The 22,203-nt window shown below is 63.5% G+C and carries 15 protein-coding genes and 4 pseudogenes; 14 read left to right on the top strand and 5 right to left on the bottom strand.

Annotated elements, in window-relative coordinates; all coding sequences use genetic code 11:
- The first annotated feature begins 12 nt into the window (after positions 1-12).
- The 8 genes and pseudogenes from aldA (at position 13) to ACD578_RS06925 (ending at position 11,092) form a co-directional block, all read left to right on the top strand.
- Positions 13-1,485: an aldehyde dehydrogenase gene (gene aldA / locus ACD578_RS06960; protein WP_404291964.1), complete on the top strand. Its 1,473-nt coding sequence runs from the start codon at positions 13-15 to the stop codon at positions 1,483-1,485.
- A gap of 76 nt (positions 1,486-1,561) precedes the next feature.
- A complete protein-coding gene (locus ACD578_RS06955) occupies positions 1,562-2,539 on the top strand; it encodes an ABC transporter substrate-binding protein (protein WP_404291963.1) in 978 nt (325 codons plus the stop codon).
- A gap of 75 nt (positions 2,540-2,614) precedes the next feature.
- A complete protein-coding gene (locus ACD578_RS06950; protein ID WP_404293739.1) occupies positions 2,615-4,144 on the top strand; it encodes a sugar ABC transporter ATP-binding protein in 1,530 nt (509 codons plus the stop codon).
- Positions 4,137-5,139 (top strand): annotated as a pseudogene (locus ACD578_RS06945) (ABC transporter permease). Before ACD578_RS06950 ends, ACD578_RS06945 begins: the two are co-directional and overlap by 8 nt.
- Before the next feature lie 8 nt (positions 5,140-5,147).
- Positions 5,148-6,125, top strand: coding sequence for an ABC transporter permease (locus ACD578_RS06940; protein ID WP_404291962.1), 978 nt, complete (start codon positions 5,148-5,150; stop codon positions 6,123-6,125).
- A 40-nt stretch (positions 6,126-6,165) separates the two neighbouring features.
- Positions 6,166-7,253 (top strand): annotated as a pseudogene (locus tag ACD578_RS06935) (mandelate racemase/muconate lactonizing enzyme family protein).
- A gap of 41 nt (positions 7,254-7,294) precedes the next feature.
- A complete protein-coding gene (locus ACD578_RS06930) occupies positions 7,295-8,983 on the top strand; it encodes a GMC family oxidoreductase (protein ID WP_404291961.1) in 1,689 nt (562 codons plus the stop codon).
- A gap of 498 nt (positions 8,984-9,481) precedes the next feature.
- Positions 9,482-11,092 (top strand): amidohydrolase, encoded by a 1,611-nt coding sequence (locus ACD578_RS06925; RefSeq protein ID WP_404291960.1) that lies wholly within the window; start codon positions 9,482-9,484, stop codon positions 11,090-11,092.
- Positions 11,093-11,525: 433 nt separating this feature from the next.
- On the opposite strand, the gene ACD578_RS06920 is transcribed toward ACD578_RS06925, so the two are convergent.
- The 5 genes and pseudogenes from ACD578_RS06920 to ACD578_RS06900 form a co-directional block, all read right to left on the bottom strand.
- Positions 11,526-12,425 carry a carbohydrate ABC transporter permease gene (locus ACD578_RS06920; protein ID WP_404291959.1) on the bottom strand — a complete coding sequence of 300 codons (900 nt, stop codon included), beginning with the start codon at positions 12,423-12,425 and terminating at the stop codon, positions 11,526-11,528.
- Positions 12,422-13,308, bottom strand: a pseudogene (locus ACD578_RS06915) (carbohydrate ABC transporter permease). Before ACD578_RS06915 ends, ACD578_RS06920 begins: the two are co-directional and overlap by 4 nt.
- 126 nt (positions 13,309-13,434) lie before the next feature.
- Positions 13,435-14,755: pseudogene (locus ACD578_RS06910) on the bottom strand (ABC transporter substrate-binding protein).
- A gap of 72 nt (positions 14,756-14,827) precedes the next feature.
- A complete protein-coding gene (locus ACD578_RS06905; protein WP_404291958.1) occupies positions 14,828-15,040 on the bottom strand; it encodes a hypothetical protein in 213 nt (70 codons plus the stop codon).
- Positions 15,041-15,398: 358 nt separating this feature from the next.
- A complete protein-coding gene (locus ACD578_RS06900; RefSeq protein ID WP_404291957.1) occupies positions 15,399-16,319 on the bottom strand; it encodes a LysR substrate-binding domain-containing protein in 921 nt (306 codons plus the stop codon).
- A gap of 116 nt (positions 16,320-16,435) precedes the next feature.
- On the opposite strand from ACD578_RS06900, the gene ACD578_RS06895 reads away from it, so the two are divergent.
- From ACD578_RS06895 to ACD578_RS06870, 6 genes are all read left to right on the top strand, one after another.
- The gene (locus ACD578_RS06895; RefSeq protein ID WP_404291956.1) at positions 16,436-17,185 is read left to right on the top strand and encodes an SDR family NAD(P)-dependent oxidoreductase; all 750 of its coding nucleotides are present in this window, start codon (positions 16,436-16,438) and stop codon (positions 17,183-17,185) included.
- 58 nt (positions 17,186-17,243) lie between these two features.
- Positions 17,244-18,113, top strand: coding sequence for a transketolase (locus tag ACD578_RS06890; RefSeq protein ID WP_404291955.1), 870 nt, complete (start codon positions 17,244-17,246; stop codon positions 18,111-18,113).
- The gene (locus ACD578_RS06885; RefSeq protein ID WP_404291954.1) at positions 18,110-19,162 is read left to right on the top strand and encodes a transketolase family protein; all 1,053 of its coding nucleotides are present in this window, start codon (positions 18,110-18,112) and stop codon (positions 19,160-19,162) included. The genes ACD578_RS06890 and ACD578_RS06885 overlap by 4 nt, the downstream gene beginning before the upstream one ends.
- A gap of 122 nt (positions 19,163-19,284) precedes the next feature.
- Entirely contained in the window at positions 19,285-20,283 is a 999-nt protein-coding gene (locus ACD578_RS06880) for a TRAP transporter substrate-binding protein (protein WP_404291953.1), read from the top strand.
- A gap of 69 nt (positions 20,284-20,352) precedes the next feature.
- Complete coding sequence (locus ACD578_RS06875; RefSeq protein ID WP_404291952.1) at positions 20,353-20,865, top strand: TRAP transporter small permease; 513 nt, start codon at positions 20,353-20,355, stop codon at positions 20,863-20,865.
- Positions 20,862-22,121, top strand: coding sequence for a TRAP transporter large permease (locus tag ACD578_RS06870; RefSeq protein ID WP_404291951.1), 1,260 nt, complete (start codon positions 20,862-20,864; stop codon positions 22,119-22,121). Before ACD578_RS06875 ends, ACD578_RS06870 begins: the two co-directional genes overlap by 4 nt.
- Positions 22,122-22,203: the final 82 nt, after the last annotated feature.

Below are 22,203 nucleotides of genomic sequence, written 5' to 3'. Positions count from 1 at the left end.
CGAGGGCCTCCTATGACCAGTTCGCTTCGGGCTACGCGCGCTGAGGACGTGACGCACTATCAGATGTACATCGACGGGGCCTGGACGGACGGACGTTCCTCCGGGCGGTCGGACGTCGAGAATCCCGCAAACGAGGTCGTCTTTGCGACCGTCCCGGCCGGAACGGCGGAGGACGCGACGGCTGCCCTGGAGGCAGCGCGACGCGCGCAGCCCGCATGGGCGGCCCTGCCGCCGATTGTCCGTGCCGGCTACGTCAACGATCTCGCCGCGGCCGTGAAGCGGGAGAAGGCGCGTCTCGCCCGGGTTGTCGTGCTGGAGCAGGGCAAGCCCTTGAACCAGGCCGAAGGCGAGATCGACGCCGTCATCACGTTTCTGACCTTCGCGGCCGAGAGTGCGCGGCGCATCGAGGGCGATATTCTCCCGTCCGATTTCCAGAACGAGGAAGTCTGGATCCGCCGTGTTCCGTTCGGCGTGGTCGTCGGCCTCACGGCCTGGAACTATCCGGCAGCCCTGGCGGCCCGCAAGATCGGCCCGGCCCTCGTTGCCGGCAACGCGATGGTCGTCAAGGGTCATGAATCCACACCATTGTCGGCTCTCGAGATCGCCCGCCTCGCCCATGAGGTCGGCATCCCGAAGGGCGTTCTCAATGTGATCACGGGCGACGGCCGCACGGTCGGCGACATGCTCGTACGATCTCCCTTGAGCGACATGATCACGATGACGGGCAGCGTCCGCGCCGGACGGGAGATCTACGCCGCGGGCGCGCAGGAACTGAAGGTCGTGCGCCTCGAACTCGGCGGCAAGGCGCCGTTCATCGTTCTCGACGATGCGGACATCGAGGCGGCGGTGGACGCCGCGATCGTTTCGCGTTTCACCAATTGCGGGCAGATCTGCACCTGCAACGAGCGCATGTATCTGCATCGGAGCATCGCGGAGCCCTTCCTCGACAAGTTCGTGTCCCGGGTGAAGCAGATGCGTCTCGCCGACCCCATGACCAATCCCGACATGGGACCGAAGGTGAACCGCCCCGAGGTCGACAAGGTCGAGGAGATCGTGAACGACGCCATCGCGGCGGGCGCCGAGGTTCTCGCGGGCGGACACCGCCTGACGGAAGGCGACTTTTCCCGTGGCCATTGGTTCGAGCCCACGGTTCTGCGCGTCGACGCCAACGACGCCTCGATCATGCAGCGCGAGATCTTCGGTCCTGTCGCACCGGTCATGACGGTCGACAGCTTCGAGCAGGCGCTGAGCTTTGCCAACGATACCAGCTACGGCTTGTCGGCCTATGTCTACACCAACGATCTTCGCCGGGTGATGCGGCTCTCGCGGGAGCTCGCCTTCGGCGAACTCTATGTCAACCGCCCCTGCGGCGAGCTCGTTCAAGGTTTCCACACGGGCTGGAAGCACTCCGGCCTCGGTGGCGAGGACGGCAAGTACGGTTTCGACGGATACCTGCGGAAGCAGACGACCTACGTCCGCTGGTGACGACCTGCAGCCACGAGAGCTGCGGCAAGACATAAAGAACCCCGAAAACGGGGCGAAACCTTCATGGAGGAAGATAATGCTGAGAAGGACTTTCCTTGCACTCGCGACGGGCGTCGCTGCCATCGGTCTTGGACTTGGCGGCGCGTCGGCGCAGGACCTGCCCAAGCTGAAGCAAAAAGAGAAGTACAAGGTCGGCTTCGCGCAGACCGAGTCGAACAATCCGTGGCGCATCGCGCAGACGGAAAGCATGAAAGCCGAGGCCGCGAAGCTCGGTCATCAGTTGGTTTACACGGATGCTGCCGGCTCCGCCGCCAAGCAGGTGGCCGACGTCAACTCGATGATCGCGCAGGGCGTCGACCTGATCTTCCTCGCTCCGCGCGAGGAGAAGCCCCTGATTCCCGCCGTCATGGCGGCCAAGAAGGCCGGCATTCCGGTGGTGCTTCTCGACCGCAATGTGGACCAGAGCCTCGCCAAGGCCGGTCGGGATTATGTGACATTCATCGGGTCGGACTTCGTGGATGAGGGCAAGCGCGCCGGCGAGGCGCTGACCAAGGCCGTGAACGGGAACGCCAAGATCATCCAGCTCGAGGGCACCACCGGCTCGTCGCCGGCCAATGACCGCCGCAAGGGCTTCGAGGATTACATCAAGGCGCATCCCGGCATGAAGGTCGTCGCGTCCCAGTCGGGCGACTTCGCCCGCGACAAGGGCCGGCAGGTTGCCGAAACGCTGCTGCAGGCCCATCCCGACGCAACGGCCATCTACGCTCACAACGACGAGATGGCGATCGGTGCGATCGCGGCTCTCGAAGCGGCCGGCAAGAAGCCCGGCAAGGACGTGATCGTGGTGTCCGTCGACGGCACCCGCGACGCGCTCCAGGCCATCATCGACGGCAAGATGCTGGCGACCGTCGAGTGCAACCCGAAGTTCGGGCCGAAGGCCTTCGAGACCCTGGCCCGCTATGCCAAGGGCGAGCAGATCGAGCCGTGGGTGATCAACACCGACCGCTTCTTCGACAAGTCGAACGCGACCCAGCTTATCGCCGACGCCTACTGAACGCGAGGGGCGCTGCCCGTCATGTCGACGGGCAGCGCCCCTCCTCGCTTTGACGAACGGACCGACGGACCTTTCATGGCGCCGCTTCTCACCATGCATGGCATCGACAAGCGCTTCGCCGGAATACCGGCCCTGCGCGCGGCGGAACTCGTGGTGGAGAAGGGCGAAGTCCATGCCCTGATCGGCCAGAACGGCGCCGGCAAGTCGACCATGATCAAGATCCTGACCGGCTATTACAGGAAGGATGCGGGCGAGATCCTGTTCGACGGGAAGCCGGCGGAATTCTCCTCGCCGCAGGACGCGCAGCGCGCGGGCATCAGCACGATCTATCAGGAGATCAACCTGGTGCCCTACCGGTCCGTGACGGAGAACATCTGTCTGGGTCGAGAGAAGCGCCGCTTCGGCTTCCTCGATTGGCCTGCCATGCACGCGGAGGCCCGCGCGCTCCTTGCCCGATTCAACATCGACATCGACGTGCACCGTCCGCTCATGGCCTATCCGACGGCCATACAGCAGATGGTCGCCATCGCCCGCGCCATCGGGTTCGAGGCCAGGCTCGTCATCATGGATGAGCCCACGTCTTCTCTCGACGAGCGCGAGGTCGAGGTGTTGTTCGGCGTCATCCGCCAGCTCAAGACGGCGGGCGTTTCCGTCATCTTCGTCAGCCACAAGCTCGACGAGCTCTATGCCGTCTGCGACCGCGTCACCATCATGCGCGACGGGCGCACCGTGCAGGTGGCCCCCCTGGCGGAGCTGTCGCGGCTCGATCTCGTCACCGCCATGCTGGGACGGGAGCTGACCAAGGTTCTGCAGGACGGGCACGATGCCGGCGATCCCGACAGCGAAGCCCGTCAGCCGGTTCTGAAAGTCGCGAACCTCGCTGTCGGTCGCAAGGTTCGCAACGTCAGCTTCGAGGTGCGCCCCGGCGAGATCGTGGGTCTCGCCGGACTTCTCGGCGCGGGCCGGACGGAATCCGTGCGCGCCGTCTTCGGAGCCGACAAGCCGGACGCCGGCACCGTCACCTTCGCCGGGAGCGACAACCGGATCGCGGCCCCGTCGGATGCGATCCGGGCCGGCATGGGTTTCTGCTCGGAGGATCGCAAGCTCGAGGGCATCATTCCCGACATGTCCGTGCGCGAGAACCTGACGCTGGCGCTCATGCCGCAGCTGGCCCGGCGCGGCATCGTGGACGAGGGGCGCAGCCAGGAGATCGTCGACCGCTTCATCAAACGCCTCGGCATCCGATGTGCCGGACCCGAACAGCGCATTCGCGAGCTCTCGGGCGGCAACCAGCAGAAGGTGCTGCTTGCCCGCTGGCTCTGCATGAACCCCAAACTGCTCATCCTCGACGAACCCACCCGCGGGATCGATGTCGGCGCCAAGGCCGAGATCCTGAGTCTCATCCGGGAGCTCGCCGGCCAGGGCCTCGGCGTTCTGATGATCTCCTCGGAGCTGGAGGAAGTCGTGGAGGCCGCCAGCCGCATCTTCGTCCTCCGCGACGGTCACACGGCCGCGGAGCTGAAAGGAGATGCCGTGAACGAGCAGAGCGTCATGGCCGCCATGGCCCATGGGCACGAGGATTCACGGGAGGAGGCCCATGGCTGAATCCGCCACCACCCTTCCTCCCGCCCAAAGGGCGCCTCGCTTCGACATCAGGCTCGGGTTGACGCGCTACGGCGCCTGGATCGCTCTCGCGCTGCTGATCCTGGTCAACCTCGCCGTCACGCCGAACTTCGCCACCTGGCAGACGCTCAACGTCAACCTCACCCAGGTCTGCACCATCGTGATCGTCGCCGTCGGGATGACCCTCGTCATCGCCACGGGCGGCATCGATCTCTCCGTCGGCGCGCTCATGGCCATCGCCGGAGCGCTGGCGCCACTGATCTTCCTCGGCAAGCTCTTCCCCCTGCCCCACCCGGCCGTTGGCATTGCGCTGGCGTTCGTGGTGCCCGTTCTCGTCGCGGCGGCGCTGGGCTGGTTCAACGGCTGGCTGGTGACGCGCCTGAGAATCCAGCCGATCATCGCGACCCTCGTGCTTTTCATCGCAGGGCGCGGCATCGCGCAGGTCTTCACCAACGGCAATCTGCAGGTCTTCAACCTGCCGAGCTTCCAGTTCATCGGCCTCGGGCGCGTGTTCGGCATCCCCTTCCAGGCGATCCTTATGGTCGTCATCGTCGCCGCCGCGGCCTGGATGCTCAGACGCACCGTGTTCGGCCGGCAGATCCTCGCCATCGGCGGCAACGAAAAAGGCTGCCAGGCTCGCGGGCATTCCCGTGGTCTCGGTGAAGCAGCGGGTCTATCTCATCAGCGGCCTTCTGTCCGGGATCGCGGGTCTCATCGTCATCGCCCGCAACTCCGCCGCGGATGCCAATCTCGTCGGTCTCGGCATGGAGCTCGACGCCATCGCGGCCGTGGCCGTGGGCGGCACGCTTCTCACCGGCGGCCGCGCCACGGTGATCGGCACCTTGGTGGGTGCGCTCATCATCCAGCTCGTTCGCTACACGCTGCTTGCCAACGGCGTGCCGGATGCGGCGGCGCTGGTGGCGAAGGCCGTCATCATCGTGCTGGCCGTCTGGCTGCAGCGGCAGAGCCATCGCTGAGGTCGTCGATGAACCCCACCACGCTCAAACTCTTTCAGGGCATCGGACGCTACGGCGTCCTCCTGGCGCTCCTCGCCCTGATCCTGGTCGGCTGGTTGCGCTACGAGAACTTCCTCGGCGCGTTCAACGTGCTCTCGGTCCTGCGCTACAACAGCATGTTCGCGCTGGTCGCGCTCGGGATGTGCTTCGTCATCATCACCGGCGGCATCGATCTCTCGGTAGGTTCGACCGCAGCGCTCGGAAGCGTCGTGGCGGCCCTGCTTTCGCCCTACGGCGTCCTGCCCGGGCTGCTCGGCGGACTGGCCGCGGGACTGGCGGTCGGGGCCTGCAACGCCCTCATCATCACGCGGCTCAACATCCTGCCCTTCATCACCACCCTGGCCACGATGCTGGCGGCGAGCGGCTGCGCGCTGCTGCTGGCGGAGAACCAGTCGGTTTCGGTCTCCTATGAATCAGGCTTCACCGAACTCGGCCAGGGCGACTTCCTCGGCTTTCCCGTTCCGGCCTGGATCGCGCTGGTCGCCTATCTCGTCGGCTCGCTCGTTCTCAACCTGACCTCCTTCGGGCGCACCGTACTGGCGATCGGCGGCAATGAGGATGCAGCGCGCCTCATGGGACTTCCGGCCACCCGGGTGAAGGCGCTCGTCTACCTGGCGAGCGGCGGCCTCGCGGGCCTTGCGGGCGTGATCCTCGCGGCGCAGTTCGGCGCGGGCCAGCCCATCGAAGGCGTCGGCTGGGAGCTCTTCGCCATTGCGGCGGTGGTGGTCGGCGGGACGCTCCTCACAGGCGGTGTCGGCTCTGTCGGCTCGACGCTCGCGGGCGTGCTCCTGCTCGGCCTGATCTTCAACATCCTGAATTTCGAGAACGGCCTCGGCTGGATCAGCCTCTCCGCCTATTGGCAATCCGTCATCCGCGGCGCGTTCCTGCTGCTCGTCGTCGCCATCCAGGCGAGGTTGAGCATGCGCGCCGAAGAGGCGGCCTCCTGAAGGGTCACGCATTCGATCATCGAGCAAGCGAAGGACAGCCATGCCCCGCATCACCTCCATCGAACCCGGCTTCTACCGCATCCCGCTGCCGACCGTTCTGACCGATTCCATGCACGGCGAGATGCGTGCCTTCGAGCTGAACACGGTGCGCATTCGCGATGCCGATGGGGCCGAGGGCGTCGGCTACACCTTCACCGTGGGACGCAACGGAGCCGCCATCGACACGATCCTGGCGCGCGAGCTCCCCGAGATCATGGACGGCGAAGAGGCCGATGAAATCGAGCGCCTCTGGCACAAAGCTTGGTGGGCGCTTCATTACGGCGGCCGTGGCGGGCCGACGGTCCTGGCGCTCTCCGCCTTCGACATGGCCCTGTGGGACCTCAAGGCCAAGCGCGCCCATCTCCCCTTTGGAAGGCGCTCGGCGGCTTCGACGCCAAGGTGCCGTGCTATGCCGGCGGCATCGATCTCGATCTGCCCCTCGACAAGCTGCTGCGCCAGACGGACGACAATCTCGCCAAAGGCTTCCGCGCCATCAAGATGAAGGTCGGCCGCGCCAACCTGTTCGAGGATGTGGAGCGGGTGAAGGCGATGCGCGAGCATCTCGGCGCCGGCTTCCCGCTGATGGCGGACGCCAACATGAAATGGAGCGTCGACGGCGCGATCCGCGCCGCGCGGGCCCTGCAGCCCTTCGACCTCACCTGGCTCGAGGAGCCGACCATTCCCGACGATCCCGCAGGCCACGCCCGCATCGTGCGCGAGGGCGGGCTGCCGATCGCCGCAGGCGAAAACCTGCGGACGCTCTGGGAGTTCAAGCTCTACGTGGCCGGCGGCGGCGTGACCTATCCCGAGCCCGACGTCACCAATTGCGGCGGCGTCACGCCCTTCATGAAAATCGCCCATCTGGCGGAGGCCTTCAATCTTCCGGTCACCAGCCACGGCGCGCACGACGTAACCGTCCATCTGCTCGCCGCCTGCCCGAACCGCTCCTACCTCGAAGCCCACGGCTTCGGGCTCGAGCGCTACATCGCCGAACCGCTCGAGATCCAGGATGGTTTCGCTCTGGCGCCGGATCGTCCCGGCCACGGCATCGCCTTCGATTGGAAGGGTCTCGACACGATCAAGGCCTGAGACACCGACCGTCATCGGCCGATAGCGAAGCAGGTGCATCCATGAACGAGCGTTTCGACCATATCATCGTCGGCGGCGGCTCCTCCGGTTCCGTCGCGGCCGCGCGACTTGTCAACGAAGGCAGACGCGTCCTGTTGCTCGAGGGCGGCTATTCCCATCGCCATCCGCTCCTGGACATGCCGCCCGGCATCTTCAAGATGATCAACGGCAGCAAATACATGCGGTATCACCACACGATTCCGCAGGAACATCTGGACGGCCGCGTGCATGACATCCCTCAGGCCAACGTTCTCGGCGGCGGCTCATCGGTCAACGCACAGGTCTACATGCGCGGCCGCCCGTCCGACTACGACGAATGGCACGAGATGCTGCGTGGGGAGAACGACTATCCGGGCTGGAGCTGGTCCGACGTGCTGCCCCACTTCCGCACCATGGAGGGCAACAACAGGCTCTACAATGAGTTGCACGGTGCCGACGGTCCGCTGCTGGTATCGGACCCCGGCCACATCAACGACATGTCACGATGGTTCGTGCAGGCCATCCAGGCCCTTGGAGAACCGTTCAACCCCGACTTCAACGGATCGAAGCAGCGGGGTGTCGGCTTCTACCAGTTCATGAACCGGCGCGGCCGCCGGAGCAGCGCGGCCTATGCCTTCCTGGCGCCGCTCGCGGACAACCCGAACCTCGTCATCCGCCTGCAGTCGCGGGTGCGCAAAATCGAGATCGAGAACGGCCGCGCGATCGGCGTCACCTATCGTGACGCGAAGGGCACGGACCACCGGGTTTATGCGGACGGCGAGGTGATCGTCGCGTCCGGAGCCCTAGTCACGCCGCAGCTTCTCATGCTGTCGGGCATCGGTCCGGCCGGTCAGTTGCGAGAGCACGGAATCCCCTGCATCGCCGATCTGCCAGGCATCGGAGAGAACCTGGTCGATCACCCGGAGGTGCCCCTCATCGCGAAAGCCAACGGTCCCTATGGTTATTACAAGCAGGGTATCGGATGGCGGATGCTCCTCAATGGCCTTCATTTCCGGCTGTTTCGCTCAGGGCCGATCCTCTCGGCCGGCGTCGAAGCCGGCGCTTTCGTCAATCCCAGGGATCCGGATGCGGAGCCCACGATCCAGGCCTTCTGCGTGCCGATCATCTATCTCGACCGGGACACGCTCGGGCTGGTCGACGACACCTATGGACTGACGATCACGACGGTCGTGGTGAAGCCGAAATCCCGCGGCTTCGTTCGGCTGCGCTCGGCTGATCCGGAAGACATGCCCCTGGTCTCGCCCAATCTCCTGAAACATCCGGACGATGCCCAGGCGATGATCGACGGACAGCGCTTCTTCATTCGCGCGTTCGAGACCAGTCCATTGGCGGAACGGATCGAGCGTGTCTCGATCCCCGACCCGAACGATCTCAGCGACGAGGCGATCATGAAGCATTGCCGGCGCTTCGTGAAGACGAACTACCATCCCAGCGGAACCTGCCGGATGGGCACGGCGAGCGACCCCATGGCCGTTCTCGATTCCAGGCTCCGCGTGCGCGGCATCGAGAACCTGCGGGTGTGCGATCTGTCGGCCATGCCCAATATCAATGCGGGCAACACGAATGCGCCTGCGATGATGCTCGGAAGCCGTTGCGCGGAACTCATCACGGGCCGGCCGACCATCAGCACGTCCCAATTCGGCCCTCGCCTGTCCAAGCAGGGAGACATGAGCGTTGCCACGCTGAGTTGATCAGGGCAACCGAACCGGCGTGTCCTTTACCACCGACGTGTCATGGTCGAGCGGCGGCAGACGAACGCGAACCATAATGCATTCGAGGCATGCTTGAGATTGGCAGACCCGATCGCGTCTCGGTCGATCGGTCGGCACCGTCATCAGGGGAGATCGTCCCGATGAAGATCCCACTTGGGGCGAACCAGGAAATCCCCTCCCTTATCTGAACGTTCGGTGTTCCCTGCCTGAGCAGACAGTCGGCCTGCGTCCGGGATGTGCCGGAAGCCGACCTTCCCATTCAAGTTGCAACCTCGCCATCGGCCGCTTGGCACCTCTGATGCGTTGGGCAAAACGCGTCGTGATCTCGCGACGTCAGAAAAAGTTCCGGCAACAGCCATGTAATTATCCGATGACAGATCTGCATTCCACGCCGAAGCCTAAAGACTCGCGTTCTGATCGGATGTTGTTTGCGCCGCCTGATTTGCCGGCGCCGATCGGAAGACCCGGGAGGATCTCATGAAGCATGGTCTATTGCCCAGCCTTGTACTCACCGCTCTGCTCACGACCGCCGCACCTGTCCTTGCGCAGACCGCCCAACAGGATGCCGCATTGGGCGAGCGCATCGCGGAACTGAAGAAGCGCGCCGTCGAGGGCGTTGAGGCCCGCGCCAAGCTCGCCCAGGAGATGAACGACTCAATCTTCAGCTTCGGCGAGCTCGCGTTTCAGGAATTCGAGACCTCCAAGTACATCACGGACATTCTCGAGAAGAACGGCTTCTCGGTCCAGCGCAATGTCGCGGGACTGCCGACAGGGTGGGTTGCCAAGTGGGGGTCCGGAGGTCCGGTGATCGCCCTCGGCAGCGACATCGACTGCATACCGAAGGCATCGCAGAAGCCAGGCGTGGCTTACCGTGAGCCCATGATCGAAGGGGCGCCGGGACATGGGGAGGGGCACAATTCCGGTCAAGCCCTCAATGTCGTCGCGGCACTCGCACTCAAGGAGATCATGGAGCGAGACAAGATCCCCGGCACGATCATGCTCTGGCCCGGCGTCGCTGAGGAGCTTCTCGGAGGCAAGGCATACATGGTGCGTGATGGCGTGTTCAACGGGGTTGACGCGGTTCTCTTCACCCATGTCGGCAACAATCTCGAGACCACCTGGGGCCAGCCCAGGGGCACGGGCATGGTCTCCGTCGAGTACACCTTCAGCGGCGAGTCGGCGCATTCCGCCGCAGCCCCATGGCGGGGACGCAGCGCGCTCGACGGGGTCGAGCTCATGAACATCGCCTGGAACATGCGCCGCGAGCATTTGCGGCCGGAGCAGCGTTCTCACTACGTGATCCCGGACGGGGGCGATCAGCCCAACGTCGTGCCGTCAGTCGCCAGTGTCTGGTACTTCATCCGCGAGCTGGATTTCGGGAACATCCGCAAGAACTTCGAGACCGCCAACACCATCTCGGAGGCCGCTGCCAAAATGACGGACACCACCGTCACCCGAAAGGTCATCGGCACGGCGGCGCCGCGCCACTTCAACAAGCCGATTGCGGAGGCCGCATACGCCAACATCCAGCAGGTCGGGCTTCCTAAGTGGACGGAGGATGAGCATGCCTTCGCCAAGGCGGTGCAGCGCACGGTCAAGGACAAGGAGGAAGGGCTCGCAACCGAATTGAAGAAACTCGAGCAGCCGCTCGAGAAGCCCGAGAGCGGCGGCTCGGACGACATCGGCGACATCTCCTGGACGGTCCCGACGATCACGTTGAACTATCCGTCCAACATCCCGAACCTGCCTGGCCATCACTGGTCGAACGCCATGTCGATGGCAACGCCCATCGCACACAAGGGAATCGTTGCAGGATCGAAAGTGATCGCGATGACAGCCATCGACCTGCTGTCGAAGCCGGAACTGCTGGTGCAGGCCAAGCAGTACTTCGCCAACGAGCAGCAGAAGAACCAGAAGTACACTCCGATGCTCTCGGCCGAGGACAAGCCCCAGATCCAGATCAACGCCGACATCATGGCGACCTACCGACCCGAGATGAAGAAGTACTATTACGACCCGTCGAAGTACGCGACGTATCTGGACCAGTTGGGCATCAAGTTCCCTGTTCTGGAGAAGCCCAAGAACTGAAACTCGCAACCGCGCCGAGTCCCCTTCACGAGGGGCAACGACGCAACGGACGGCGGTCTCCGGAGACCGCCGTCATGACCTGGCCGAGATATATCCAGACCGAAGAAGGCTCCGTCGCACGATAGGGCTCTTCTTCAACAGCCGAGACGGGCTGCAGCAGCAACACACCTTCCAACTTGAACAATGAAGGTCGGCTTCGAGTCGGACCCCGACGCTCCCTTGCCCTTCACGACCGTCTGCTTGAGCCAGGCGAGCGGACCGAAGCCTGACTCTCGGGTCGTGCCGGGAGGAGACGTTGCTCGCAGGTCCGAGTGTCCGACGGCGATGGTCAGGGCAACGAGTGATGACAGGAGAAGTCCAAATCCTGGCTCCCGTGATCGCCCGTCAATTCGCGTAGCGACCGCCGCTCTTGAGGCTGGTCGTTTGTTGTCAGCTATTCCTTCACCGCACCGGTCATTGAAGACACGTAATAGTCGACGAAGAACGAGTAGAGTAGCACGACCGGCAGCGATCCCAGAAGTGCACCCGCCATGAGCGCCCCCCATTCGTAGACGTCGCCGCGCACGAGCTCGGTCAGCACCCCCACGGGCACGGTCTTGTTCTCGGAAGACTGAATGAAGGTGAGCGCATAGATGAACTCGTTCCAGGAGAGGGTAAAGGCGAAAATGCCAGCCGAGATGAGGCCCGGCACCGCGAGCGGCAGCATGATCCTCGTCAGGATCTGCCAGCGTGACGCTCCATCGACGAGAGCGCATTCCTCCAGCTCGTATGGAATGGAACGGAAATAGCCCATCAGCAGCCAGGTGCAGAAAGGGATGAGGAACGTCGGATAGGTGAAGATCAAGGCGAGCTTCGAGTCGTAGATCCCGAATTTGAAGATCATCACCGCCAGTGGAATGAAGAGGATCGAGGGCGGCACCAGATAGGCCAGAAAGATCCCCAGGCCCGTCCAACGGGAGCCGGGAAAGCGGATGCGCTCGATGGCATAGGCCGCAAACACCGATGCGGCGAGCGAAAGGAAAGTCGACCCTACCGCCACCACCATCGTGTTGACGAGCCAGCCGGGATAGGACGTTTCGAACAGAAGGTAACGAATGTTCTCCAGTGTCGGGCTGGAGGGCCAGAACGGGTTGTAATCGCGAAAATTGTTGAGCTCCGCATTGGGCTTCAGGGCCGTGATCGTCATCCAGTAGAAGGGAAACAGGAGGACGAACACGAAGACCGCCAACGGCAGATACACCGTGAGCAATCTCTGCGGTGTGCGGTTGAGATAGCTCATGCCGACGCTGTCGTCGGTGACGGCAGGATCGACGGGTCTGGCACCAGAGGTCATGCGTCGGCTCCTCCCTGCTGCCAGCGGCGGCGCTGCAGCCCGAAATAGCTGAAGAGAATGGCAGCGAGAAGGAAGGGCACCATCGCGACGGCAATCGCCGCGCCCTCGCCCAGCTGGCCGCCAGGAATGGCCCTTTGGAAGCTCAAAGTCGCCATGAGGTGTGTCGCGTTGAGAGGCCCGCCTCGTGTCAGCACGTAGATGAGCTGGAAATCCGTGAAGGTGAACAAGACGGAGAAGGTCATCACCACGGCGATCAAGGGCGAGAGCATGGGCAGCGTGATGTAGCGGAACCGCTGCCAGGAGGTCGCGCCATCGAGGGTCGCCGCTTCATGGAGCGACGGCGAGATCGTCTGAAGGCCGGCCAGCAGCGTGATCGCCACGAAGGAATCCCGCGCCACACATTCGTGAGGATCACGGTTGCGCGCGCGTTGTTCGGGTTGCCGAGGAAGTTGATGGGCGAATCGATCAATCCGAGCTTCATGAGCCCCCAGGAAATGATCGAGAACTGGGCATCGTAGATCCACCAGAAGGCGATCGCCGAAAGCACGGTCGGCACCACCCAGGGCAGGAGAACGATGGCGCGGATGATGGCCTTGAAGGGCAGATGTTCATTGAGGAGAAGGGCCAGCCAGAGGCCCAGCATGAATTTCAGGATTGAGGCCGCCACCGTGTACAGAATCGTGTTGAAGACCGAGAGCCAGAAGATGCTGTCGTCCCAGAGGAGCTGGTAGTTCTCCAGCCCGACGAAAACGCCGGCGCGGCCAATGCGCGTGTCGGTGAAACCGAGCCAGACGCCAAGCCCGAGCGGATACGAGAGGAAGACCAGAAGAAATATGGCCGCCGGCAGCATGAAAAGCAGGCCGAGAAAGAGCTTGCTCTGCATCAGGGGCGTGCGTGCGGTCGCAGCCGTCGCGCCGGCGCGGGTAAGGGCGGCATCGACCATGGAGCACCTCCGGGATCGTCAACACAGGACAAGGGGCGGTGCGAGTGCACCGCCCCTTCAGGTTCGTCAGACGCGGTAGTAGCGGTTGGCCCGCTGCTCCGCGCGCTTGGCGGCTTCCTCCAGGCGTGCGCTGTCCCGTGGCGGCCTCGGCCACCATGTCGACCATGACGTAATCCGCCATCGTGGCCGCCGAGGCATAACCGAGCGGACCGGCGTATCCATTGGGCCGCAGGGTCGACGAGGCACGCTTGTAGGGCTCGTGCACCGGATCGGACGTCCAGACGGGATTGTCGATCATGCCCTTCAGGGGCGGACAGCAATAGGCGCTCGCTCCGGTGACCCAGGCATCCATCTGCGGCTTGTCGAGCATGAATTGCAGGTAGGCACGGGCCGCGTTCGGGAACTTCGTGTATTTGAAGATCACCGCCGAGGTGGTCTGGTGCAGCTCCACGGATTGGCCGACAGGGCCGACCGGCAGGGTCGTGGAGCGAATATCCTGCGCCAGCTCGGCCATCTTCGGATCGTTCTTGGCCGAATAGTAGAGCGAGACGCCGTTTGCCGTCACGGAGACGTCACCGGCCAGGAAGACCCGGTTGTTGTTGATGTCGAGCCAGCTTTCCGTGCCCGGAATGAAGGTCTGATAGAGCTCGCGGGCATATTGCAGCGCCTTGATGGTTTCGGGCGAGTTGATGACGACCTTCCCGCTCTCGTCGACCATCTTGCCGCCGTGGCTCCAGACGATCCAGTGCGCGAAGTTGTTGCCGTCGCCGACAGCCTTTCCGAGTGCGAAACCGGGAGGCTTGCTCTTGGCCTTGAGGGCTTTGCACAACTCGAGGAACTCATCGGTCTTCTCGGGAAATTTCGAGAAGCCGGCCTGCTTGACCATGCTGTCGCGGTAAAGAATGCCATTGCCGATCGTCGCAAGGGGGAGCGCGATGAACTTATCGCCCTGCTTGGCATAGCCTTCGAGGCCTGGATAATAGCCACCATACCGGCTGGCAAAGCTGCTTCCGATATCGGTGACATCGAGGAGCTTATCCGGATACTGGAACGGATCATCGAACCAGACGAGCATGACGTCCGGACCCGAACCGACATTGGCCGCAACAGCCGCCTTGGGCCGGATGTCCTCCCAGCTTTCCTTGTCGACGCGCACGTCGACACCGGTAGCTTCGGTGAACTTTTTCGTATTAGCGAGCCAGGAATCCTCGTCTCCCTTCACGAAGGGTGTCCAGCGCAGCACGCGCAGGCTGGCGCCCTGCTCGGGCTTGTATTGCGGGGCGGCTGCTTGCGCGAAAGCCGGCCCGGCATTCAGAAGCTGGGCTCCCGCCGCACCTGCGGCGAGGCCCGCCGTTCCAAGAAGCAGATCACGTCTAGACAGGGTCATCGTTCGCTTCCTCCATAGTCCGGGATCTCTGGTGGCATGCGTGGCCGCCCCGGCTGAGCCGCGCACTTGAAGTCAGTCGATCCTCGGTTCTGTCCTCCAGCCGCGGTCATGGACGAGAACCGGATCGAACGTGATGTGGATAAGTTCGCCCGAAGACGTTTCTGCGAAGGGCGGGAACGCGTCGGTGATGTGTCCTTCACCCGCCCTGGCGCCGACTGCGTTCTCCGAAACCGAGAGCCCGGCGAGAATAGCGAATTCGCCGGCCCGGATTTTGGGGGAACTCATGAGCCTGCTGCTTCGGGCTGGCCGGATGATGACCTGTCCGCACGATGGTTTGTCCGGATGGGTTCATCCGGACCGGCGGCAGACGTCTGAAACGTCCAAGTCGCGCGCTCGCATCGAAGCATGCGCTTCCTCCCGGCCCCCGATCATTCCCAATGCCCGTCTGATGCAGGCTCAAGGTGTTGTTGGACTGAATATTCTAGGAAGAACTGCTTCATATCAAGCAGTGAAGTCTCCGGCTTTCACAGATGAGCAATAATCACCGTACATAGGTCAATGAACCTGACCATTGTTGGTCCTTCCACATTGCAATCGTCGAAGCGCTCGCGCTGCCGCGACCATCGACTCGCCGTCGCGATCCTTATGGCCGAAGCGCGGGATTCAGATCCCATTGAGGAAGTTGAGCCTCGATCTCAAGTTCGGCCAGAAGCCACTCGGCAAAGGCTCTTAGAGGACGGCGTTGCCGAACATAGCGGGGGAAAACCAGATTATGTCCGATGTACCGGACCGAGTTGGATTTCCCGTCCAACGGCATGACCAGTCGTCCCGAGGCGAGTTCCCTTTCCGCCAGACGCGTGGATTCCAACGCGACACCAAGGCCTTCCGCTGCCGCCGCTATAGCCAGAAAGCTGCGATCGAACCGGCTCCCGTTCGGAGACGGTCCGGCAAGCCCATTCGCCGCAAACCAGTCCGCCCACTGGATCTGCTTGCTGTCGGTTTGGATCATGACATGATTGAACAGGTCCGCCGGAGTGTTGAGCGTCGATGCGAGTTCAGGAGCACACAGAGGTGTGATCGTCTCCTCACCGAGCGGTACGACGATCAGTCCCTCGACGCGTGGAGCCCCGTAAACGATGTCCGCATCGAACTCGTCCGAGCTGAACCGCGTATAATCTGTTCCTGCAGCGAGGCGGACATCCATGCCGGGATAACGTTTCAGGAAATCGGCAAGGCGAGGCGTCAGCCATTGCGCCGCAAAGCTCGGGGCCGAATGGAGACGCAGGAGCAATGGACCACGAGTGGACACCACTTCCATGCCGCGTCGCAACTCTTCGAACGCCCGGCCGACGTGGCGCATCAGCGCCTCGCCCTCATAGCTCAGCCGCACGTTGCGCGTATCGCGGTCGAAAAGAGGGATCCCGAGTACCTGCTCGAGCTTCCGGATTGCGTGGCTCACCGCGCTGGGCGTCAGGTTGAGTTCTGCGGCGGCGGCGCGGAAGGACCCAGTCCGACCAGCGGCTTCGAAGATCCTCAGGAAGGAAAGCGGAACCTGCTGAAGCATCGGATTAGTGAACCAGATTCAACAGAGGGTGTAAACGGCGCGTTTGTCCAACGGATCAATGTGGAAAATAATTCTCCCAACAAAGACAAGAACGACAATTCCCGTTGGAGGAAACAATGCTTCTCGAAGGAAAGACCGCGGTCATTTCCGGCGCGGCGAGCCCGCGCGGAATCGGACAGGCGACTGCCCGCCTTTTTGCCGCCCACGGGGCGAAGGTAGCCATTCTCGACATTGACGAACAGGGAGCCAGGGAAGCGGCTGCGTCGCTGGGACCCGACCACATCGGCATCCGGTGCAACGTCACGGACCTCGACGAGTGCAGACGCGCCGCCGATTCAGCCATCACGGCTTTCGGGCATGTCGACATCCTTCTCAACAATGCCGGCATCACCCAGCCGGTGAAGACGATGGAGATCGACGCGGCGAGCTGGCACCGCATCGTCGACGTGAACCTGACCGGCGTTCTCTACCTGAGCCAGGCGTTCATTCCGCATATGCGCTCCCGCCGCAGAGGCTCGATCGCATGCATGTCGTCCGTTTCGGCTCAGCGCGGCGGCGGGATCTTCGGCGGCCCGCACTACTCGGCCGCCAAGGCCGGCGTTCTCGGCCTTGCAAAGGCCATGGCGCGCGAGCTCGGGCCGGACGGCATCCGCGTCAACTGCGTCACGCCCGGTCTGATCCAGACGGACATCACGGGCGGCAAGCTCACTGACGAGATGCGCCGGGACATCCTGAAGGGGATCCCTCTCAACCGTCTCGGCGATGCGGAGGACGTGGCAGGAGCCTACCTGTTCCTCGCCTCCGACCTGTCCGCCTACATCACCGGCGCCGTCATCGATGTGAACGGCGGAATGCTGATCCACTGACCGGCGGCATGCGGTGCCGGCCCGTCCGCGCCCGCCAAACCTGGAGAGATCGATCATCATGAGCACGAGCCAAGCGATGCCACGGGCGCCGCAGCCTGCCCTGTCCAACGTATCCCTCGTGGACCGGGCCTATCGCATCCGCCGCAATGCGTTGCGCATGGGCGAAGTGCAGGGCCAGGGCTATATTGCCCAGGCTCTCGGAATCGCCGACGTTCTGGCGGTGTCGTATTTCCACGCCATGCGCTACCGGCCCGAGGATCCGGAATGGGAGGAGCGCGACCGATTCCTCCTCTCCATCGGCCACTATGCGATTGCTCTTTACGCGGCCTTGATCGAAGCCGGAATCATTCCCGACGACGAGCTTGAAAGCTACGGGACCGACGACAGCCGCCTGCCCATGTCGGGCATGGCAGCCTACACGCCAGGCATGGAAATCACCGGTGGATCCCTCGGACACGGCCTCGGCCTCGCGGTCGGATTCTGCCTCGGCTTGAAACGCAAGCAATCGAGCTCCTTCGTCTATTGTCTGTTTTCCGACGGCGAACTGGGCGAGGGCTCCATCTGGGAAGGCGCCTGGTCTGCCAGCCATTGGAAGCTCGACAACCTGATCGGGATTGTCGACGTCAACAATCAGCAGGCGGATGGCCCCGCTTCCCAGGTCACGGGTTTCGAGCCTCTCGCAGCGCGTTTCGAGTCATTCGGCTGGCACGTGCAGCGCGTGAACGGCAACGACATCGATGCCCTGGTTGCGGCTTTCGACGCAGCCCGGAACCTCGCCGAGCCGAAACCCCGCATCATCATCTGCGATACCAAGATGGCGAAAGGCGTTCCATTCCTCGAGGAGCGCGAACGCAACCACTTCCTGCGGGTCGAGCCGCACGAATGGCAGAAGGCTCTCGAACTGCTCGACGCCGGGAGGTCATCATGAGGCGCTCGAAATACTCACGGCCAGCATGGCTCGGCGAGCAGGGCGAGGGAGGACAGGGAACGGCGGACAAGCCGCGGCTGACGACCTCCGCGATGATCGCTTCGCTCGCCGGTCCGGACCAGCGCACGAAATCCGCCCCGTTCGGCCACGCGCTTGCGGCACTGGCCGAAAGTCGGCCGGAGATCGTGGGGCTGACGGCGGATCTCGCGAAGTACACCGACCTGCACGTCTTCGCCAAGGCGCACCCCGACCGATTCTACCAGATGGGCATGGCGGAACAGCTCCTGATCAGCGCCGCCGCCGGCATGGCGCGGGAAGGCTTCATGCCGTTCGTCACGACCTACGCGGTGTTCGCAGCGCGAAGGGCTTACGACTTCATCTGCATGGCGATCGCCGAGGAAAACCTCAACGTGAAGATCGTGTGCGCCCTGCCAGGCCTGACAACCGGCTACGGGCCGAGCCATCAGGCCACCGAGGATATCGCCATCTTCCGGGGCATGCCGAACATCGCCATCATCGATCCATGCGACGCCCATGAGATCGAGCAGGCCGTTCCGGCCATCGCGGCTCACAACGGCCCCGTCTATATGCGTCTGCTGCGCGGCAACGTCCCGCTCGTTCTCGACGAATACGGCTACACGTTCGAGTTCGGGAAGGCCAAGACGCTGCGGGACGGTCATGACGTGCTGATCATCTCGTCCGGCTTGATGACGATGCGTGCGCTCGAGGCGGCGGAAGCACTCTCCCATGACAACGTCGACGTCGGTGTACTGCACGTGCCCACCATCAAGCCGCTCGACGAGGCGACGATCCTGAAGGAAGCGTCGCGGACCGGCCGCATGGTGGTTGTGGCGGAGAACCATACGATTGTCGGCGGCCTCGGCGAAGCGGTTGCCGGGCTCCTGATGCGCTCAGGCGTGTTCCCGGCCGCCTTTCGTCAGATTGCCCTGCCCGATGAATTTCTGGATGCTGGTGCCCTACCGACTCTTCACGAGCGTTACGGGCTTTCGGTGAATGCCGTCACGCACAGAATCAAGGGCTGGCTCTAGGATGTTCGTCCTCGGAACGGCCCCGCCGTTCCGAGGCTCCGGCGAAGCCCATCAGGCCATCGCCCAATACCACAATGGTCAAGAAGCCCGACCAACGGGCAGGCCCCCAGAGGAGAACGCACATGAAGAGCACGATTTCGCGCCGTACCCTGATTGCCGGAGCCTTCGCGGCACCGGCCGTTCTGTCGCTTCCCCGCGGCGCCCATGCCGCAACAAATCTGACGCTGGGCCACAACGCGGCCCCCGGCAATCCGAGAAGCATTGCGACCGAGCGCTTCGGCGAGCTGGTCAAGGAGCGCTCGGGCGGGCGCATCAGCGTTCGTGTTGCCGGATCCGAGCAGCTCGGCAACGAGCAGTCCCTGCTGACGAGTCTCCGAACCGGTGCGGTCGATATGACCGTCAACAGCCAGGGCTCCACCTCGGCTCTCGTGCCGGAGATTGCGACTCTCGGGCTGCCGTTCCTGTTCGAGGACAGCGCCGCAGCCTTCAAGGTGCTGGAAGGGCCGATCGGCGAGGAGCTCGCTCAGCGATTTTCCAAGGTCCAGATGGTTCCCCTCGGCTGGTGGGACAACGGCATACGCCACATCACCAACAGCAAGCGGCCGGTCGCCAAGCCGGCCGACCTGAAGGGCCTTAAGATCCGCACGCCGCCGGACCCGATGACGATCGACATCTTCCAGGCTTTGGGGGCCGGAACGGAGCAGATCAGCTTCGGCGAGCTCTATGTCGCCCTGCAGCAGGGTGTCGTGGACGGTCAGGAGAATCCGCTGACCAATATCGCCAGCTCGAAGCTCTACGAGGTGAACAAGTTCATCAGTCTCTCGGGCCATAAGTGGGAGAGCTCTCCCTTCCTGATGTCGCAGATCACCTGGACGCGCCTGCCCGCCGCCGACAGAGACATCGTCAAGGCTGCCGCCAAGGAAGCCGGCGACCTGCAGCGCAAGCTGTTCGCCGAGAACGAGGCCAAGTACAACAGCGAGTTCCGTGCCAATCCGAAGCTCGCGGTCAACGAAGTCGACAAGGCGGCCTTCCGGGAAGCGTCCGCCAAGGTGATCGACACCTGGCGCTCCAAGCTTTTCGGCGATTTCGTCGATCGGCTTGCGAAAACCGCCCGGAGCTGATGCCATGACGCGTGTCGCCCCGCTCCCCCACCACGAACAAGAGCTGGCCACGGGGGCGGCGCGCTCGCCGTGGCTAATGTCCTGGACCGTGCTGTCGGTTTCACATGCCGAGCGGTCATTCTGCTGACGGGGATCGCGCTGCTCGCGATCCTCACGGCGAACGTCGTCGCCCGCTACGTCCTCGAGAGCGGCGGCTTCCGCTTCGCCCAGGAGCTTCCTGAGCGCCTCTTCCCGTGGTTCATCATGGCAGGCGTGGCGCTCGCCGTTCAGAAGGGCGGCCACATGGCGGTCGAATCCGTTCTTTCCCGCCTGAACCGGCAAGGGGCCCGCATCCTTCTCCTCGTCGGTCACGCGATCATCATCGCCTCCTATGCTGTCCTCGGTTGGGAGGCGATGGGAGTCGCCGACATCGTGTCCATCGAGAAGAGCCCCGTGCTCGGCCTGTCCAGCAGTTACAGCTATTATGCGCTCGCCCTTGGCTGCATTGCGGTCATTCTGACGACCTTCGCCCTGGCCCTGCGAGTCGCCGTGATCGGCCCCGAAGCCATGCCGACCCCTGATCCGGAGGAGACCGGCATATGAGCATCGTTCTCGTCGTTGTCTTCACAATCCTGATGCTGCTGGCGATCCCCGTCGGCCATGCCCTGGTCATCGCGGCCGGCGCGACGCTGGCTTGGCAGGGAGAGCTGCCCCTGATGATCGTCGCGCAGCAGATGTATCAGCAGACGCAATCCTTTCCGATGCTCGCCCTGCCCTTCTTCATGATGGCGGGCAGCCTGATGCTCGGCGGCAAGCTGGGACAGGAGCTCCTTTCCTTCGCCACCAAGTCGATGCAGCGCTGGCGCGGAGGGCCGCTCTCGACCACGGTCGTCGCTTCGGTGGTCTTCGGTGGGGTCTCCGGGAGCGCGGTCGCCAACGCCAGTGCTCTCGGGTCGGTGCTCATCCCCTGGCAGAAGCGGCAGGGTTATCCGGCCGGGCTCTGCGCGGCCAACAACGCCACATCGGCGGTGATCGACATTCTGATTCCGCCCTCGATCCCTCTGATCCTCTATTCTCTCGTGAGCGGCGTCAGCATCGCCGACCTGTTCACGGCAGGAATTCTCCCAGGCATCCTCATGGCAGGCGGGTTCATCATGACCTGCAGCTGGATCGCGCGGAGGCGCGGCATCCATTCCGAGGATCCGGCCGTCAGTCGGATGGAACTTCTCAAACTTGCGGTTCTGAGCGGCCCTGCCCTTCTGATGCCGATCCTGATCCTGCTCGGATTGCGCTTCGGCATCGCCACGCCGACCGAGATCTCGGTACTGGCCGTCGTCTACGCGCTTGCCCTCAGCGCGCTCTTCTATCGCGACCTGACGTGGAAACGCTTCCATCACAGCCTGATCGAGTCAGGCATCGCGACAGGTGTCGTCATGCTCGTGATCATGGGCAGCGCCATCGTCGGCTGGATCCTGACCTTCGACGAGGTGCCGATCCGCTTCGCCGAATGGGTCACGGCCACGATCAGCAATCCTCTCCTCGTGATTCTGGCCATGAACATCCTGCTCCTCGTCGTTGGCATGCCGCTGGATCTGCCGCCCGCCATCCTGCTCCTCGGGCCGATTTTCGTTCCCTTGGCGGCGACGATAGGGCTCGATCCGGTGCAACTCGGGATCATCATGGTGCTGAACCTCGGCATTGGGCTCTACACTCCACCCATCGGCACCACGCTGTTCATCTCCTCCTCGATCGCACGATCGTCATTGGCGGACACCACCCGCGAGCTCTGGCCCTACTTCGGTGTCGCCATGCTGGTCCTCCTTGCCGTGAGCTACATTCCGGCACTGACGATTTACTGAGCCGAGGGGCGTCCTACTTAAGCACGAGTCGGACGCTCTGCTCCTTTTGACGATCCGGCCGGCACAGTATCGATAATCGTTA

This window comes from Microvirga sp. RSM25, from assembly GCF_044784385.1.
GTDB classification, from domain to species: Bacteria; Pseudomonadota; Alphaproteobacteria; order Rhizobiales; family Beijerinckiaceae; genus Microvirga; species Microvirga tunisiensis.
The sequence above is the reverse complement of the archived record's forward strand: the minus strand, read 5'-3'. Positions and strand labels throughout refer to the sequence as shown.